This window comes from Bradyrhizobium sp. AZCC 1577 (genome assembly GCF_036924575.1).
GTDB lineage: Bacteria > Pseudomonadota > Alphaproteobacteria > Rhizobiales > Xanthobacteraceae > Bradyrhizobium.
Map to the genome: position 1 here is coordinate 1351525 of NZ_JAZHRQ010000001.1, position 16022 is coordinate 1367546.

16 protein-coding genes are annotated in these 16022 nt (G+C 63.5%); 11 read left to right on the forward strand and 5 right to left on the reverse strand.

What is annotated here, in order from left to right; all coding sequences use genetic code 11:
• The first annotated feature begins 1 nt into the window (after position 1).
• Positions 2-895: a LysR family transcriptional regulator gene (locus V1278_RS06250; protein ID WP_334380041.1), complete on the forward strand. Its 894-nt coding sequence runs from the start codon at positions 2-4 to the stop codon at positions 893-895.
• A gap of 22 nt (positions 896-917) precedes the next feature.
• Here the strand turns inward: V1278_RS06250 and V1278_RS06255 are convergent, their stop codons facing one another.
• Positions 918-1343 carry a PaaI family thioesterase gene (locus tag V1278_RS06255; protein ID WP_334380042.1) on the reverse strand — a complete coding sequence of 142 codons (426 nt, stop codon included), beginning with the start codon at positions 1341-1343 and terminating at the stop codon, positions 918-920.
• A gap of 230 nt (positions 1344-1573) precedes the next feature.
• A complete protein-coding gene (gene pobA, locus V1278_RS06260) occupies positions 1574-2743 on the reverse strand; it encodes a 4-hydroxybenzoate 3-monooxygenase (RefSeq protein WP_334380043.1) in 1170 nt (389 codons plus the stop codon).
• A gap of 279 nt (positions 2744-3022) precedes the next feature.
• Between pobA and V1278_RS06265 the strand changes: the two genes are divergently transcribed.
• The 9 genes from V1278_RS06265 to V1278_RS06305 all read left to right on the forward strand — a co-directional run bounded on the left by V1278_RS06265 (position 3023) and on the right by V1278_RS06305 (position 11696).
• The gene (locus tag V1278_RS06265) at positions 3023-4039 is read left to right on the forward strand and encodes a TRAP transporter substrate-binding protein (RefSeq protein WP_334365261.1); all 1017 of its coding nucleotides are present in this window, start codon (positions 3023-3025) and stop codon (positions 4037-4039) included.
• Between the two features lie 78 nt (positions 4040-4117).
• Positions 4118-4627: a TRAP transporter small permease gene (locus tag V1278_RS06270; protein ID WP_334380044.1), complete on the forward strand. Its 510-nt coding sequence runs from the start codon at positions 4118-4120 to the stop codon at positions 4625-4627.
• Between the two features lie 6 nt (positions 4628-4633).
• Positions 4634-5950 (forward strand): TRAP transporter large permease, encoded by a 1317-nt coding sequence (locus V1278_RS06275; protein ID WP_334380045.1) that lies wholly within the window; start codon positions 4634-4636, stop codon positions 5948-5950.
• 16 nt (positions 5951-5966) lie between these two features.
• A complete protein-coding gene (locus tag V1278_RS06280) occupies positions 5967-6428 on the forward strand; it encodes a DUF3237 domain-containing protein (protein WP_334380046.1) in 462 nt (153 codons plus the stop codon).
• 110 nt (positions 6429-6538) lie between these two features.
• Positions 6539-7339, forward strand: a complete 801-nt coding sequence (locus V1278_RS06285; RefSeq protein ID WP_334380047.1) for a crotonase/enoyl-CoA hydratase family protein — start codon at positions 6539-6541, stop codon at positions 7337-7339.
• Between the two features lies 1 nt (position 7340).
• Entirely contained in the window at positions 7341-9227 is a 1887-nt protein-coding gene (locus tag V1278_RS06290; RefSeq protein WP_334380048.1) for a feruloyl-CoA synthase, read from the forward strand.
• A gap of 34 nt (positions 9228-9261) precedes the next feature.
• A complete protein-coding gene (locus tag V1278_RS06295; protein ID WP_334380049.1) occupies positions 9262-10023 on the forward strand; it encodes an SDR family NAD(P)-dependent oxidoreductase in 762 nt (253 codons plus the stop codon).
• 13 nt (positions 10024-10036) lie between these two features.
• Complete coding sequence (locus V1278_RS06300) at positions 10037-10456, forward strand: acyl-CoA thioesterase (protein ID WP_334372532.1); 420 nt, start codon at positions 10037-10039, stop codon at positions 10454-10456.
• Between the two features lie 88 nt (positions 10457-10544).
• Positions 10545-11696 (forward strand): ABC transporter substrate-binding protein, encoded by a 1152-nt coding sequence (locus tag V1278_RS06305; protein ID WP_334380050.1) that lies wholly within the window; start codon positions 10545-10547, stop codon positions 11694-11696.
• 68 nt (positions 11697-11764) lie between these two features.
• Here the strand turns inward: V1278_RS06305 and V1278_RS06310 are convergent, their stop codons facing one another.
• From V1278_RS06310 to V1278_RS06320, 3 genes are read right to left on the reverse strand one after another with little or no spacing between them, the layout of a single operon-like run.
• A complete protein-coding gene (locus V1278_RS06310) occupies positions 11765-12496 on the reverse strand; it encodes an ABC transporter ATP-binding protein (RefSeq protein ID WP_334365251.1) in 732 nt (243 codons plus the stop codon).
• Entirely contained in the window at positions 12493-14262 is a 1770-nt protein-coding gene (locus V1278_RS06315) for a branched-chain amino acid ABC transporter ATP-binding protein/permease (protein WP_334380051.1), read from the reverse strand. The genes V1278_RS06310 and V1278_RS06315 overlap by 4 nt, the downstream gene beginning before the upstream one ends.
• A 5-nt stretch (positions 14263-14267) precedes the next feature.
• Positions 14268-15308 carry a branched-chain amino acid ABC transporter permease gene (locus tag V1278_RS06320; RefSeq protein ID WP_334380052.1) on the reverse strand — a complete coding sequence of 347 codons (1041 nt, stop codon included), beginning with the start codon at positions 15306-15308 and terminating at the stop codon, positions 14268-14270.
• 173 nt (positions 15309-15481) lie between these two features.
• On the opposite strand from V1278_RS06320, the gene V1278_RS06325 reads away from it, so the two are divergent.
• A complete protein-coding gene (locus V1278_RS06325) occupies positions 15482-16000 on the forward strand; it encodes a MarR family winged helix-turn-helix transcriptional regulator (protein ID WP_334365247.1) in 519 nt (172 codons plus the stop codon).
• Positions 16001-16022 lie beyond the last annotated feature (22 nt).

Sequence of the window (16022 nt, forward strand, 5' to 3'; positions counted from 1 at the left end):
CATGGACCGGCTCGATGCCATGCAGGCCTTTGTTGCGGTGGCCGACCTGCGGGGCTTTGCCCCCGCGGCGCGCAAACTCGGGCTGTCTCCGTCCGGCGTGACGCGGCTGATTGCGGCGCTGGAGGATCGTCTCGGCGCACGGCTGCTGCAGCGGACGACGCGGCAGGTGACGCTGACCGACGCCGGCTCACGCTATCTGGAGCGGGCGCGGCGGATCCTTGCCGACGTCGAGGAGGCCGAGGGCGCCGTCGCGGGCGAGCGCACGCGCCCCGAGGGGCAGCTCGTCATCTCGGCGCCGGTCGGGTTCGGCCGGCTGCATGTCAGCGCAATCGTGACCGCCTACCTGAAGCGCTATCCCGAGGTCTCCGTCGATCTCCGTCTGTCCGACCGCATGATCAACCTCGTTGAGGACGGCGTCGATCTCGCTGTTAGAATCGGCCACCTGCCCGACTCGACGCTGGTGGCGCGCCATGTCGGCGAGATGCGGCGGATCGTGGTGGCTTCGCCCGGCTATCTCCGGGCGCGCGGCGAGCCGCAGCGGCCACGGGACATCTCCGCGCATGACACGATCCAGTTCGGCGCCATGACGGCGGCGCTCGACTGGCGTTTCGTCGAGGACGGCCGCGACATACGTGTCGCCAGCACGCCGCGGTTCGCCACCAATAGCTCGGATGCCGCGATCCAGTATGCCGAGCAGGACGGCGGGCTGACGCGGGTGATGGCCTATCAGGCCGCCGAATCGCTGAAAGCGCGGCGCCTCAGAATCGTGCTCACGCCGTTCGAACAGCCCGCGATGCCGATCCACATCGTCTATCCGACCTCGCGGCTATTGTCGGCGAAGGTGCGTACCTTCGTCGATCTGGTGACTGAAATAGCCGACTGGCATTTCGGGTAGGTACCGTGCCCCGGACGCGGCGCTACACCGGCTCCTTCTTCGGCACCACGCGAAACGTCGCATTGGCCCGCGCGATCACGACGTCGTCGGCCTTGATCAGGCTCTGCGCGAAACAGATCGTCCTGCCAGTCTTGACTACCTCGCTCTCGACCGCGAGCCACTGCCCGACCTCCGCGGTGCCGACGAAATCGACCGCCAGCCCGATCGTCACCAGCGACGACACCCCGCCCATCACATGCGCGCAGCTATGGCCCATGGCATTATCGGCCAGCGCCGCAATCAGTCCGCCGTGAATCAGCCCCCGGCCGTTGGTGTGCGGCTTTGCCAGCCGCAGGCCGATGATGATGGCCTTGTCGGTCTTCTTCGAATACAGCGGCTCCCAGGGATCGGTAAGCGGGCTCTTGCGGGTGTGCGGCTCGAAGCCTTGGGGAATGTCGGATGCGGTCATTGGCGGCTCGCGGTGTGACGATGTTTTCAATCATTGAACGCAAGGCGCCAATCGAAGTCACCACCTACAAAGTTTTAAACGGGATTACGACGGGTGTTTGAAATGCACGGCTCTCTTCATTCGTCATTGCGAGCGGAGCGATGCAATCCATCGTCCCGCATACGCGGGTGCATGGATTGCTTCGTCGCTTCGCTCCTCGCAATGACGGAGAAAATATTGCGCGCAAACGTCTAAAACGGCAGCCCGACATAATTCTCCGACAGCGACGCGGACGCCGCCTTCGAGTTGACGACGTAATCCAGCTCGGCGAGCTGAATCCGTGCGCCGAATTCGCCCTGGTCGGGGAATTTGTGCAGCATCGAGGTCATCCACCAGGAGAAGCGCACGGCCTTCCAGATGCGCGACAATGCCTTGGCGGAATAGCCGTCGATGCCGGCCGAAGACTTCTCATCGTAATATTCGCGCAGCGCCTGCGAGAGGTAATGCACGTCGCTGGCGGCAAGGTTCAGGCCCTTGGCGCCGGTCGGCGGCACGATGTGGGAGGCGTCGCCGGCCAAAAACATCCGGCCGAACCGCATCGGCTCGGCGACGAAACTGCGCAGCGGCGCGATGCTTTTTTCGATCGAGGGGCCGGTGACGAGTTCGTCGGCCGCCTTCTGGTCGATCCGGCGCTTCAGTTCGTCCCAGAAGCGCTCGTCCGGCCACTGGTCGATATGATCGTCGAGCGGACACTGCACGTAATAGCGGCTGCGCCGGGTCGATCGCATGGTGCAGAGCGCGAACCCACGCGCATGATTCGAGTAGATCAGCTCGGGGCTGACCGGCGGCGTCTCCGAGAGGATGCCGAGCCAGCCGAATGGATAGATCCGTTCAAAGCTCTGGATCGCGGACGGCTTTACGCTGGCGCGGCTGACGCCATGAAAGCCGTCGCAGCCGGCGATGAAGTCGCATTCGATCTCGTGGGTGACGCCGTCCTTGACGTAGCTGACGCGTGGGCGGTCGGTCTCGAAATCGAGCGGTTTGACGTCAGCGGCCTGGTAGATGGTGGTGAGGCCAGCCGCCTTGCGCGCGTTCATCAGGTCGAGCGTCACCTCGGTCTGGCCGTAGATCATGACGGTCTTGCCGGTGGCGCCGTGCAAGTCGATGCGGTGCCGCGCGCCGCCAAACGCCAATTCCAGACCATGGTGGACCAGCCCCTCGCGATGGGCGCGCTCGCCGGCGCCGACCTCGTCGAGCAGCGCCACCGTGCCTTCCTCGAGCAGGCCGGCGCGGATGCGGCCGAGCACGTATTCGCCTGTCTGGCGCTCGAGAATGACGTTATCGATGCCGTAGCGGTGAAGTAGTTGCCCAAGCAACAATCCTGCCGGACCTGCACCTATGATTGCGACTTTTGTCCTCAATACCCGCTCCTCCCGGTATTATAGGTTTCAAGCCGGCGGTTGCCCCCAGGCTTGCAATGGTAGTTATCTTGCAATGGTAGTTATATCATATAACGGTTTTGGCAAAGGACATTGGCGCGAAGCAGTATGAGTGTACTTCGCGGCGGTGCACATGGCGACCAGGAGAAGAGGAGACGCCGCGGCTGAACGTTCGCCTTGAAAAGGCGGACGGGTTAGATAACATGTTAATTAACGAGGTCGGGCGATCGAACAGCCCGCGTGCCAAGGGAGAGGATGCCGATGAGGAAAGCATTTCTGGCGATGCTGCTGGCCGCCAGCGTGACACCTGCGCTGGCGCAGGAAAAAACCTTCGAACTGAAACTGTCGCATTGGGTGCCGGCGTCGCATCCGCTGCAGAAGGCGCTGGAGGAATGGGGCGCGGCGGTCGAGAAGGAATCCGGCGGCACCATCAAATACAAGGTGTTCCCGGCGCAGCAGCTCGGCAAGGCATTCGATCATTACGACATGGCGCGCGACGGCATCGCCGATGTCACCTACATCAACCCGGGCTATCAGCCGGGGCGGTTTCCACTCATCGGCGCCGGTGAATTGCCCTTCCTGATGTCGGACGCCAAGGGCGGCTCGATGGCGCTCGACGCCTGGTATCGCAAATATGCCGAGAAGGAGATGAAGGACGTCAAGTTCTGCCTGGCCTTCATCCATTCGCCGTCGACCTTCCATTCCCGGACGAAGAAAATCGTCACGCCCGAGGACATCAAGGGCATGAAGATCCGGCCCGCCCACGCCACAATGGCGAATTTCGTCACCCAGCTCGGCGGCACCAACGTGCAGTCCTCGGCGCCTGAGGTGCGGGACATCATCGAACGCGGCGTCGCCGACTCTGTTACCTTCCCATGGGGGTCGGTGGTGCTGTTCGGCATCGACAAGGTGACGAAGTATCACATCGAAGCGCCGATCTACGTCACGACCTTTGCCTTCGTGATGAACAAGGACAAGTACAACCAGATGTCCGACAAACAAAAGAAGGCGGTCGACAACAATTGCAACACGGAAGCCGCCGGCCGCGTCGGCGAACCCTGGGGCAAGTACGAGGATGCCGGCGTCGAAAAGATCAAGGCGATGACCGGTCACGAGGTCTACAAGCTGACGCCGGAGCAGACCGCGCAATGGAAGAAGGCGGCCGAGCCGCTGGTCAAGACCTGGGGCGAGGGCGTCAAGAAGAATGGCGGCGATCCGGACGCGGCGCTGGCCGAACTCAAGGCCTCGCTCACCAAGTACAACGCGCTCGCGCAGTAGAAACGCAAGCGCTCTTGCCGGCGGCAGGAATTCTCCTGCCGCCGTTACTCCCGCCATTGCCAGCCGTTCGGAGCGGACATGAATCGCGCGTGGATGGATCGTTTCATCGATACGATCGAATGGATCGCGGCCGGCTTTGTCGGCATCGTTGCGCTCAACATCTTCATCGGCGTCCTGCTGCGCAACACCTTCAACTACGCGATCCCGGATTCGTTCGACATCGGGCGCATGCTGCTCGGCATCCTGATCTTCTGGGGCATCGCCGCGACCAGCTATCGCGGCGGCCACATCACGGTCGATCTGATCTGGGCCAATGTCGGCCCGAAATACCAGCGCATGATCGACGTGTTCGCGACGCTGGTGCTGCTGTTCGTCGTCACCGCGCAGACCTATACCCTGTTCGACAAGGTGCGCGGCACCTACAACGACAATGTCCTGACGTACGAAGTGCATATGCCAACCTGGCCGTTCTTCGCGATCGCGTGGGCCGGCGACGCCGCCGCTGTGCTCCTGATCGCGATCCGCACCTGGCGGCTGGTCTTCCATCCGGAAGACATCCATGACGCCAAGATCAAGACCGTGGAGTAGGACGGGATGAACACCGATACCGTCGCGGTTCTGGGATTTGTCGCGCTCTTCGTGCTGATGCTGCTGCGCGTGCCGGTCGGCATGGCGATGGGCCTCGTCGGCGTCTGTGGCTTCGGTTATCTGGTCGGCTTCACGCCGGCGCTCAAGATGGTCGGCCAGACCTCGATGCGCACGGTGACCGACTACACCTTCGGCGTGATTCCGATGTTCCTCTTGATGGGAGCATTCGTCAGCAATTCCGGCATGAGCCGCGAACTGTTCCGCGCCGCCAACGGCTTTGTCGGCCATCTGCGCGGCGGGCTTGGCATTGCTACCGTCGGGGCCTGCGGCGGTTTTGCCGCGATCTGCGGCTCGTCGGTGGCGACTGCCGCGACGTTCTCGGCCGTCGCCTATCCGGAAATGCGGCGCTATGGCTATCCGCAATCCTTTGCCACCGGCGTGATCGCGGCCGGCGGCACGTTGGGCGCCATGTTACCGCCATCGACGGTGCTCGCCGTCTACGGCATCATTACCGAACAGGATATCGGCAAGCTGTTCATCGCCGGCATCATCCCCGGCCTGCTCGCCATTGCCATGTACATGCTTACGATTTCGCTGATCGGCTGGTTCCGGCCGGACTTCCTGCCGGCGGGTCCGCGAACCAAATGGCGCGATCGCTTGGCCGGCCTGAAGAACATCTGGGCGCCGGTGCTGCTGTTCATCTTCGTGATCGGTGGGCTGTACGGCCTGCCATTTCTGCCGCGCTTTACGCCGACGGAGGCAGGCGGCGTCGGCGCCACCGGTGCGTTCCTGATTGGCATAGTGACGGGAAGGCTGGACAAGCAAAAGATCCTGGGCTCGTTACTGCAGGCGACCCGCACCGCAGCCGCGGTGTTCACGGTGCTGATTGGCGCGCTGATCTTCGGTTATTTCCTGACGGTGACGCAGACTCCGCAGAAGGTGACGGAACTGCTCACCGGCCTCGGGCTCGGTCCCTACGGCATCCTGGCGCTGATCATGGTGATGTATTTGGTGCTGGGCTGCCTGATGGATGCCATGGCCATGATCATCCTGACGGTGCCGATCATCTTTCCAGTGATCGTGCACCTCGGTTTTGATCCGATCTGGTTCGGCGTCATCATCGTGATGACGGTAGAACTTGGCCTCATCTCTCCGCCGATCGGCATGAATGTCTTTGTCATCAAGAGCGTCGTCAAGGACGTGTCGTTCTCCACGATCTTCCGTGGCGTGATGCCTTTCGTGGTGACGGACTTGATCCGGCTGGTGATTCTGATCGCATTTCCACTACTGGCACTGTGGCTGCCGCAGCGCATGGCCGGATAGAGCATGGGTGGCGCCGATGAGCCCGCAGCTTGAGACCAGATACGTCTTCACCATCACGGCCCGGATCGGCGAGGTGACCTCGGTCGGCGAGATCGGCACCGGCGTGCGCCGGATCATTCCGATCATCGGCGGCGAGGTGAAGGGGGAGAGGATCAACGGCAAGGTGCTTTCCTTCGGGGCGGACTTCCAGATCATCCGCCCGAACGAATTGATCGAGCTGGAAGCCAAATACGCCTTCGAGACCGACGACGGTGCGGTGGTCTATGTCGAGAACAAGGGCCTGCGCTTCGGTCCGGTCGAACTCCTGCAGAAGCTCAAGCGCGGCGAGCCGGTCGATCCAAAGCTGATCTATTTCCGCACCGTGCCGAAATTCGAGACGGGTGCAGAGAAATATCGCTGGCTAATGCAAAACCTCTTCATTGCCTCCGCCGCCCGCCACGCCGACCGCGTCGTCATCGACGTGCATCAGGTGCTGTGAGCGGGGTTTCTTACCCTCCCCCTCCAGGGGAGGGTAAGCAAACGCCATATTGACTCGTGCCAAAATCGTTATAAAACATAACTATTCTCGAGAGGAAACAATATAACCCCATGGGAAACGCTTCCACCGCCACCGCGGGTCAATCCGACCTGCTCAAGATCGAGCAGAAGGGCGCGGTGCTGACCGTGGGCCTCAACCGTCCGGCCAAGCGCAATGCACTGAACGACGGCATCGTCCTCGCGATCCAGGATTGCTTCTCCAATCTCCCCGATGGCACAGGCGCGGTGGTCATCCATGGCGTCGGCGACCATTTTTCTTCCGGCCTTGACCTGTCCGAACTGACCGAGCACGACGCCACTGAGGGCCTGCGCCATTCGCAGATGTGGCACCGGGTGTTCGATCGCATCCAGTATAGCCGGGTCCCCGTAATCGCGGCGCTGAGGGGCGCGGTGATCGGCGGCGGGCTGGAGCTGGCCTGCGCCGCGCATATCCGCGTCGCCGAACCATCGGCCTATTTCGCGCTGCCCGAGGGCCAGCGCGGCATCTTCGTCGGCGGCGGCGGATCGGTGCGGCTGCCGCGGCTGATCGGGGTGGCGCGGATGATCGACATGATGCTCACGGGGCGGGTCTATTCGGCGACCGAAGGCTCGGCCTACGGCTTCTCGCAATACCTCACCGAGGCCGGCGGCGCACTGCCGAAGGCGCTGGAACTGGCGGAACGCGTGGCGGCGAACGCGCCGCTGACCAATTTTGCGGTGCTGCAGGCGCTGCCGATGATCGCGGAGGCCAACCCGCAAACTGGTCTGCTGATGGAATCCCTGATGGCAACCGTGGCGCAAAGCGACAAAGAGGCCAAGCGCCGCATTCGTGCGTTTCTCGACCACAAGACCGCAAAGGTGAAGCCGACCTGACATGAGCGCCAAGCCCAGCATGTCCGCCTCGACCGATTCAGCCGCGCGCGCCGGTCATCCGCTGCGCCCGATCTCGTTCGGCACGCCCGCGGTGCATGTCGAGCGCCGCGACGACGGCACCATCTATCTGCGCCCGAAAGCGCAGTTGCGCGACTATCCGGTGCGCATCACCGATCGGCTGCATCATTGGGCCGCAGCGGCGCCTGATCGGGTCTTCATGGCGGAGCGCAACGCGGCACGCGGCTGGCGGCAGATCACCTATGCGGAGCTGTTGACGTCGTCGCGGCATATCGCGTCTGCGCTGCTGGCGCGCGGCCTTTCGGCAGAAAGGCCAGTCGTCATCCTGTCCGGCAACTCGGTCGATCATGCGCTCATAGCGTTCGGCGCGCTCTATGCCGGCATTCCCTTCTGTCCGGTATCGCCGGCCTATTCGCTGGTATCGCGCGACTACGGCAAGCTCAGCTATCTGATGAAGCTGTTGACTCCCGGCCTCGTGTTCGTCGACGACGCGACGAAATTCGCCGATGCGCTCGCCGCCAATGTGTTGTTCGGGACCGAGATCGCCGCCTCGCGCGGTGCGGTGCCCGGCCGCGATGTCACGACGCTTGCAGATCTGATGGCGACGCCACTGCATCCGCGGCTCGACGCGGCGCACGAGGCGATCGGCCCGGACACGATCGCAAAGTTCCTGCTGACGTCGGGCTCGACCGGCAACCCGAAGGCCGTGATCAACACGCAACGCATGATCTGCGCCAATCAGGTGATGCTGCGCGAGACGCTGGCGTTCCTGAAGGACGAGCCGCCGGTCATCGTCGATTGGCTGCCGTGGAATCACACCTTCGGCGGCAATCACAATATCGGGCTGACGCTCTATAATGGCGGCTCGATGTATCTCGACGAGGGCAAGCCGATGCCCGGCGGCATCGAGGAGACCGTGCGCAATCTCCGGGAGATTTCGCCGACGGTCTATTTCAACGTGCCCAAGGGCTATGAATCGCTGTTGCCCTATCTGCGCGACGATGCGGCCTTGCGCAAAAAGTTCTTTGCGCGGCTGCATGCGATGTTCTTTTCGGGCGCGGCGCTGTCGGCCTTCGTCTGGAACAGCCTCGACGAATTGTCGGTCCAGGAAACCGGCTATCGCGTGCCGATGCTGACCGGGCTTGGTGCCACCGAGACTGCGCCGTTCTTCATGTCGGTCAATCCGGTGACCAGCCGCTCCGGCCATGTTGGGCTGCCGGTTTTGGGCAATGATGCGAAACTCGTGCCCAATAATGGCAAGCTGGAGGTTCGCGTCAAGGGGCCGAACGTGATGCCCGGCTATTGGCGTCAGCCCGATATGACGGCGAAGTCTTTCGATGAGGAAGGCTTCTACAAGATGGGCGATGCGCTCAAGCCGGCCGTTGCAGATGATTTCGACGCCGGCTTCGATTTCGACGGCCGCATCGGTGAGGACTTCAAGCTTGCCAGCGGCACTTGGGTCAGCGTCGGCCCGTTACGGGCGCGCTTCGTCGCGGGCTGCGCGCCGCTGGTGCGAGACGTCGTCATTGCCGGCATTAACCGCGACGAAATATCGGCGCTGGTGGTGCTCGACCTCGACGGGTGCCGCCTGATCAATCCGACGCTTCCGCAAGACGACCTCGCTGCTGCGGCGTCCGATACGCTGATCGTCGCGGCCTTCCGCGAACGCTTTGAGAAGCTCGTCGCGGGCGCAACGGGTTCATCGACCAGGATCACGCGCGCGGTGCTGCTCGATACGCCGCTGTCGATCGATCGCGGCGAGGTCACCGACAAGGGTTCGATCAACCAGCGCGCGGTTCTGGAGAACCGCAGTGCGTTGATCGAGGAGATCTATTCGCCCGCGCCACCAGCGCAGGTGATCACGCTGTAACCGAATTCGTGCAAAGCTTGTCAGGGAGAGCACCATGCAGTTGAAGGACCAGGCCGCCATCGTCACCGGCGGCGCATCGGGATTGGGCGCGGCGACCGCGCGCCGCCTCGCGGCGCAGGGCGCCAAGGTCGCAGTCTGCGATCTCAACGCCAGCCTGGCAGAGGCCGTCGCGGCCGAGATCGGCGGCGTCGCCGTGATCTGCGACGTTTCCGATGCCGCCTCCGCGGAAGCCGCGATCACGAAGGCGGCGGCTGCCCATGGTCCGGCGCGCGTGCTGGTGAACTGCGCCGGCATCGGCGTCGCCAAGCGCGTGATCGGCAAGGACGGCCCGATGGCGCTCGGCGATTTCGACAAGGTGATCAAGGTCAACCTGATCGGCTCGTTCAACATGCTGCGGTTGGCGACCGCTCCGATGTCGAAGCTCGAGCCGCTTGCGACCGGCGAGCGCGGCGTGGTGATCTCGACCGCCTCGGTCGCGGCCTATGACGGCCAGATCGGTCAGTCGGCTTATTCGGCTTCCAAGGGCGGCATCGTCGCCATGACGCTGCCGATCGCGCGCGAACTGGCGCAGTTCGGGATTCGCGTGCTGACCATCGCGCCGGGCCTGTTCCTCACGCCGCTGCTCGCCAACCTGCCGCAGGAAGCGCAGGATTCGCTTGCCGCCTCGATCCCGTTCCCGCGCCGCCTCGGCCAGGCCGACGAGTTTGCCTCGCTCGCGCTGCACATGATCGACAACCCTTATCTGAACGGCGAAGTAGTGCGGCTCGATGCCGCGCTTCGCATGGCGCCGCGCTAGGGTATTTCATCCCATGTTCGTCAACCGGCGCGACGTGCAGATCCAGTGGGGCGATTGCGACCCCGCCAACATCGTTTACTATCCGCGTTATTTCGCGATGTTCGACGATTCCACCTCGATCATGTTCGAAGCCGCCGGCTTTTCGAAACAGGATCTCATCCACAAATACGGCCTCGTCGGCATTCCCATGGTCGACACGAGGGCCAAATTTCATATCCCGTCCACCCATGGCGACTGGATCCGGATCGAAAGCCGGATCGAGAGCTTCAAGCGCTCCAGCTTCGAAGTGGTCCACAACGTGTTCAAGGGCGAGGCATTGGCGATCGAGGCGTTCGAAACCCGCGTGCTGGTCGGCAAGCACCCGGACGATCCCGCGAAGCTGAAATCGGCGCCGATGCCGCCGGAGATCATCGAGCGTTTCATGCGGGGCTGACTTACTATCCGGCATGACCTAAAGAAGGGGCTGAATTAAGGGCCCGGTTTTGCTTAAGACTGCAGATAATAATCCAAGGGAGGAATGAATGAAGAAGGCTTTTCTGTCCGCGGCGGCCGTCATCACGGCCCTCGCCCTGCCGGGGGCGCCGGTCATTGCACAGACCAATGAAATCACGATCGGCATCACCGTCACCACGACCGGGCCCGCGGCGGCGCTGGGCATTCCCGAACGCAACTCGCTCGATTTCGTGCCGAAGGAAATCGGCGGCGTGCCGATCAAGATCATCGTGCTCGATGACGGCGGCGATCCGACCACAGCTACCACCAATGCACGGCGCTTCGTCACCGAGTCGAAGGCCGACATCATCATGGGCTCCTCGACGACACCTCCAACGGTTGCGGTTTCCACGGTTGCGAACGAGGCGGGGATTCCGCATTTCGGCCTGGCGCCGCTCCCGATCAACGAGGCGCGCATGAAGTGGTCGGTCGCGATGCCGCAGCCGATCCCGATCATGGGCAAGGTGCTGTACGAGCACATGAAGGCGCACGGCATCAAGACCGTGGGCTACATCGGCTACTCCGATTCCTACGGTGATCTCTGGGTCAACGACTTCAAGACCCAGGCCGTGCCCATGGGCCTGACCATGGCGACCGAAGAGCGCTTTGCCCGTCCGGATACGTCGGTCGCCGGCCAGGTGCTGAAGCTGGTCGCCGCCAATCCCGACGCCGTTCTCATCGGCGCTTCCGGCACCGCAGCGGCGTTGCCGCAGACCACGCTGCGCGAGCGCGGCTACAAGGGCCTGATCTACCAGACCCACGGCGCCGCCAGCATGGACTTCATCCGCATCGCGGGCCCCGCGGCGGAAGGCGTGATCATGGCTTCCGGTCCGGTGATGTCGCCGGAGTCCCAGCCCGACAGCGCGCTGACCAAGAAGCCGGGTCTCGCGCTCAACACCGCCTACGAAGCCAAGTATGGTGCCAACAGCCGCAGCCAGTTCGCCGGCCATTCCTACGACGCCTTTGAGGTGCTCAAGCGCGTGATACCGGTGGCGCTGAAGAAGGCCAAGCCGGGCACGCCGGAATTCCGCGAGGCGATCCGTCTGGCGCTGATCTCGGAGAAGGAAATCGCGGCAAGCCAGGGCGTCTACAACTTCACCGAAAAGGATCGCTACGGCCTCGACGACCGCTCGCGCATCATCCTGACCGTGAAGGACGGCAAGTACGTCCCGGCGAAGTGAGATCGTGACCCTCATAGATGAGGTCTGACAGGCTAGATGGGCTGCGCGGAAGCGCGCCCATCTAGTCCCTAAATCCCGCTTACGCCCTCGTGCTGGAAGCCGAGATAGCTCGCCGCTACGCGCTGGTTGCTGGCGATATCCTTGGCCGATCCGGACAGGATGAATTCGCCGAGTTCCATGACGTAGGCGCGGTCGGCGATTTTAAGCGCCGCTTGCGCATTCTGTTCGACCAGCAGCACCGAGACCCCGGCCGCCCGCAACTCACCGATGGTGCGGAAGATGTCGGCCACGATGATCGGCGCGAGACCAAGGCTCGGTTCGTCGAGCATCAACAGTTTTGGCGCGCCCATCAGGGCGCGACCCATCGCCAGCATCTGCTGCTCGCCGCCGGAGAGCGTGCCGGCCAATTGCTTGCGCCGCTCCTTGAGCCGCGGAAACAGCGTGTAGACCCGCTCGAACGACCTTGCCGCGGTTGCCTTCGGAATCCGGAAGGCACCGAGCTGCAGATTGTCCTCGACGTTCATGGTGCCGAACAATTCGCGGTGCTCCGGCACGAGACAGAGGCCCGCCGCGACGCGATCCTCGATGTCGAGCGGGGTCATGTCGGTGCCGGCGAAGGCGGTGGCGCCCTTGAGCGGCAGCACGCCCATGATGGCATTCAGCAGCGTGGTCTTGCCGGCGCCGTTGGCGCCGATGATGGTGACGATCTCATCGTCGGCGACGTCGAGCGAAACCGAGCGCACGGCTTCGACCTTGCCGTAGGAAACGTGGGCGTCGGAGACCGATAACAGCGCACTCATGCGGTAGCTCCGAGATAGGCCTTGATCACATCGGGATTGGTCTTGATCGCATCCGGCGTGCCCTCGGCGATCTTGGTGCCGAAATCCAGCACCACGACGCGGTCGGCGAGATCCATCACAAAACCCATGTCGTGCTCGACCAGCAGCACTGACATGCCGCCGTCGCGCAGGTGACGGAGCAGGGCAGCGAGCCGCTGCTTTTCCATATGGCGCAGTCCCGCGGCCGGCTCGTCGAGCAGCAGCAGCAATGGATCGACGCACAGCGCGCGTGCAATCTCGACAATGCGCTGCTGGCCGAGCGACAGGCTTCCCGCCAACTGGTCGATCTGGTCGCCCAAGCCGACGCGCTCGATCTGGCGGGCGGCTTCCGCCAGCAATTTCGCCTCGTCGGCCCGGTCGAGCCGGAGCATGCTGGAGATCGCTCCCGCAGACCCCCGCAAATGCGCACCGATCGCGACGTTCTCCAGCACGGTCATGTCAGGGACCAGCTTGACATGCTGGAAGGTGCGCGCGACGCCGAGTTTTACAACCTCCTGCGGCGGAGCGTTGTCGACCTTGTTGCCGAGCACCGAGATGGTGCCGCCGGTGGTCGTCAGCACGCCCGTGATCAAGTTGAAGGTCGTGCTCTTGCCGGCGCCGTTGGGGCCGATCAGGGCGACGATCTCGCGGGCCTGGACGTCGAAGGAGACGTCGTTGACGGCAATCACGCCGCCGAACTGCTTGCGCGCCTTCTCGATCTGCAGCAGGACGGCGGACGAAGCCTGTGCGCGCACGGGCGTGGCAAGCGGAAGCGACGCATCGGGCATCCTGCGGCCCGGTTGGATCGGCAGTCGCGACATCAGCCAGGGCCAGACGCCGGTCGGCGCGAGCTGCAGCAGAACGACCAGCAGGATGCCGAACACGATGGTCTCGAGCTGGCTCTGGCCGCCGAAGATATAGGGCAGATAGCTTTGCAGGATCTCCTTGAGGATCACGACGATGCCGGCGCCGAGCACCGCGCCCCAGACATAGCCGGCGCCGCCGACCACGGCGATGAACAGATATTCGATGCCGGCCTGCGCGCCGAACGGCGTCGGATTGGCGGCGCGCTGGAAATGCGCATAGAGCCAGCCGGACAAGCCCGCGAGCACCGCCGCATAGATGAATACCAGAAGCTTGGCGCGCGGCGTCTGCACGCCGAACGCTTCGCCGGCGATATGCCCGCGCCGCAGCGCGCGGATCGCGCGGCCGGTGCGGGAGTCCAGGAGGTTGATGGTGAGGAGCGCCGAGACCAGCACCGCGATCCAGATCGCGAAATAGATCGTGCCGGGATCGAGCATCCGGAAATTGCCGATCGAGAGCGGCGGGATGCCGGAGATGCCGTCATTGCGGCCGAGGAATTCCAGCTTGCTGAACAGGTAAAATAGGCCGATGCCCCAGGCGATGGTGCCGAGCGGCAGATAATGGCCGGACAGCCGTACCGTGACGATGCCGAGCAGGACCGCGGCGATGCCGCTGACCACCAGCGAGAGAGGCAGCGTCAGCCATGGCGAGACACCATAGGCCGTGGTCAATACCGCCGTGGTGTAGGCGCCGAAACCGCAGAAGGCGGCTTGGCCGAACGAGGTGAGGCCGCCGACGCCGGTCAAGAGCACGAGGCCCATCGCCACCAGTGCGGCGAGGCCGATATTGTTGAGCAGCACGATCCAGAATGGCGGGATGCCCGGAATAAACGGGATCGTTGCCATCACGAGCGCGAAGATGATGAGAGGGGTGCGCTGGTTCATCGTCGTCAATCCTTCTCTTCCTCGACCGCGGGCGCTGCAAGCGAACGCAGCACCAGCACGGGAAGGATCAGCGTAAAGACGATGACCTCCTTGAAATTGCTGGCGTAGAACGATGAGAATGCCTCGACGCTGCCGACCAGCAAGGCTGCGACGGCCGTAAGCGGATAGCTGACGAGCCCGCCGATGATCGCGGCAATAAAACCTTTCAGGCCGATCAGGAAGCCGGTGTCGTAATAGAGCGTGGTGATTGGCACGATCAGGATCCCGGAAATCGCGCCGATCAGGGATGCCAGCAGGAAAGCAATCTGCCCCGATAGCGTGGTGCGGATGCCGACGAGGCGGGCGCCGAGGCGGTTGACGGCGGTAGCGCGCAACGCCTTGCCCATCAGCGTGAAGCCGAAGAACAGCCAGAGCGCGGCGATGAAGGCGACGGTTAGACCGTACACCGCAAGGCTCTGGCCGGTGAAGCGCAGTGGGCCGATCGTCAGCGCGGCATTCGACAGCGCCGGCCCGCGCAGGCCCTCGGCACCGAAGAACACGAGGCCCAGGCCTTGCAGCGCCAGATGACAGCCGACGGAGGCGATGAGCAGCACCAGCACCGAGGTATGGGCGATCGGTTGAAACGCGATGCGGTAGAGGAACAGCCCGATCGCCGCGACGATCAAAAGCGACAGCGCGATGTTGACCGCAATCGGGGTCTTGGGACCGGCAAGGCCGTAGGTCAGGGCCAGGATCGCGGCGGGGAGAGCGATATTGAGGGCAAAGGCGCGCGCGACCCGCTTGGGCCGTAGCGATCGCCGCGCCTCAAACAGGTCGAGGCCGAAGGCGACCACGCCCATGGCCATCGCCAGCTTTGCGGTGCCCGGCACCTGACCGGTTGCCAGCATGGCGTAGCTCAGCGCGCCGAAGGTCACGAATTCGCCCTGCGGAATCAGGATGACGCGGGTGACGGCAAACACCAGCACCAGCGCAAGCCCGAGCAGCGCATAGATCGCGCCATTGGTGATGCCGTCCTGCAGCAGGAACAGCATGATCGTCGTATTCAAGACTGGCGCTCCCCCTAAAAGCGTCGCCGGTCCTGACCTCGCACGGTCCGCCGGCCGTCCCACATCTCGGCAGTTGAAAGGTGCCGATATTTGATATATCCAATAACAATTATCAAATATAACATCAAGGCCCGGTCACCGGCCGAGCCTTTTTCGGGGGCGAGCCTCACGCCATGACAGTTTCCAAGGCAGCGACCGATGTCGTCAAGTCGTCGCGCGGCAACGGCAAGGAAATCGCCGATGGCGCCGCGGAGAATGCCGGGCTGCAACTGGGCGAACTGGCCGACCTGCTCGGCTATTCGCTCAAGCGCGCGCAGCTCAAGGTATTCGAGGATTTCCTGCGCTGCGTCGCGCCGCTGCAACTGACGCCGGCGCAATTCTCGGTGCTATTGTTGCTCGATCGCAATCCCGGGCGCAACCAGACCGAAATCGCCAACACGCTCGGCATCCTCAGGCCGAATTTCGTCTCGATGCTGGATGCGCTGGAGAGCCGCGGCCTCTGCGCCCGGATGCGCTCGACCAACGACCGTCGCTCGCACATCCTGGTTCTGACGGACAAGGGAAGGGCGGTGCTGGCGCGCGCCAAAAAGCTCGTTGCCAGCAAGCACGAGGCGCGTCTCAACGAGTTGCTGGGTCCCGCCAACCGCGTCGCGCTGCTCGAAATGCTGTCGAAGATCGCGGCGGAGTTTTGAGGGACTAACACCGTCATTTCGG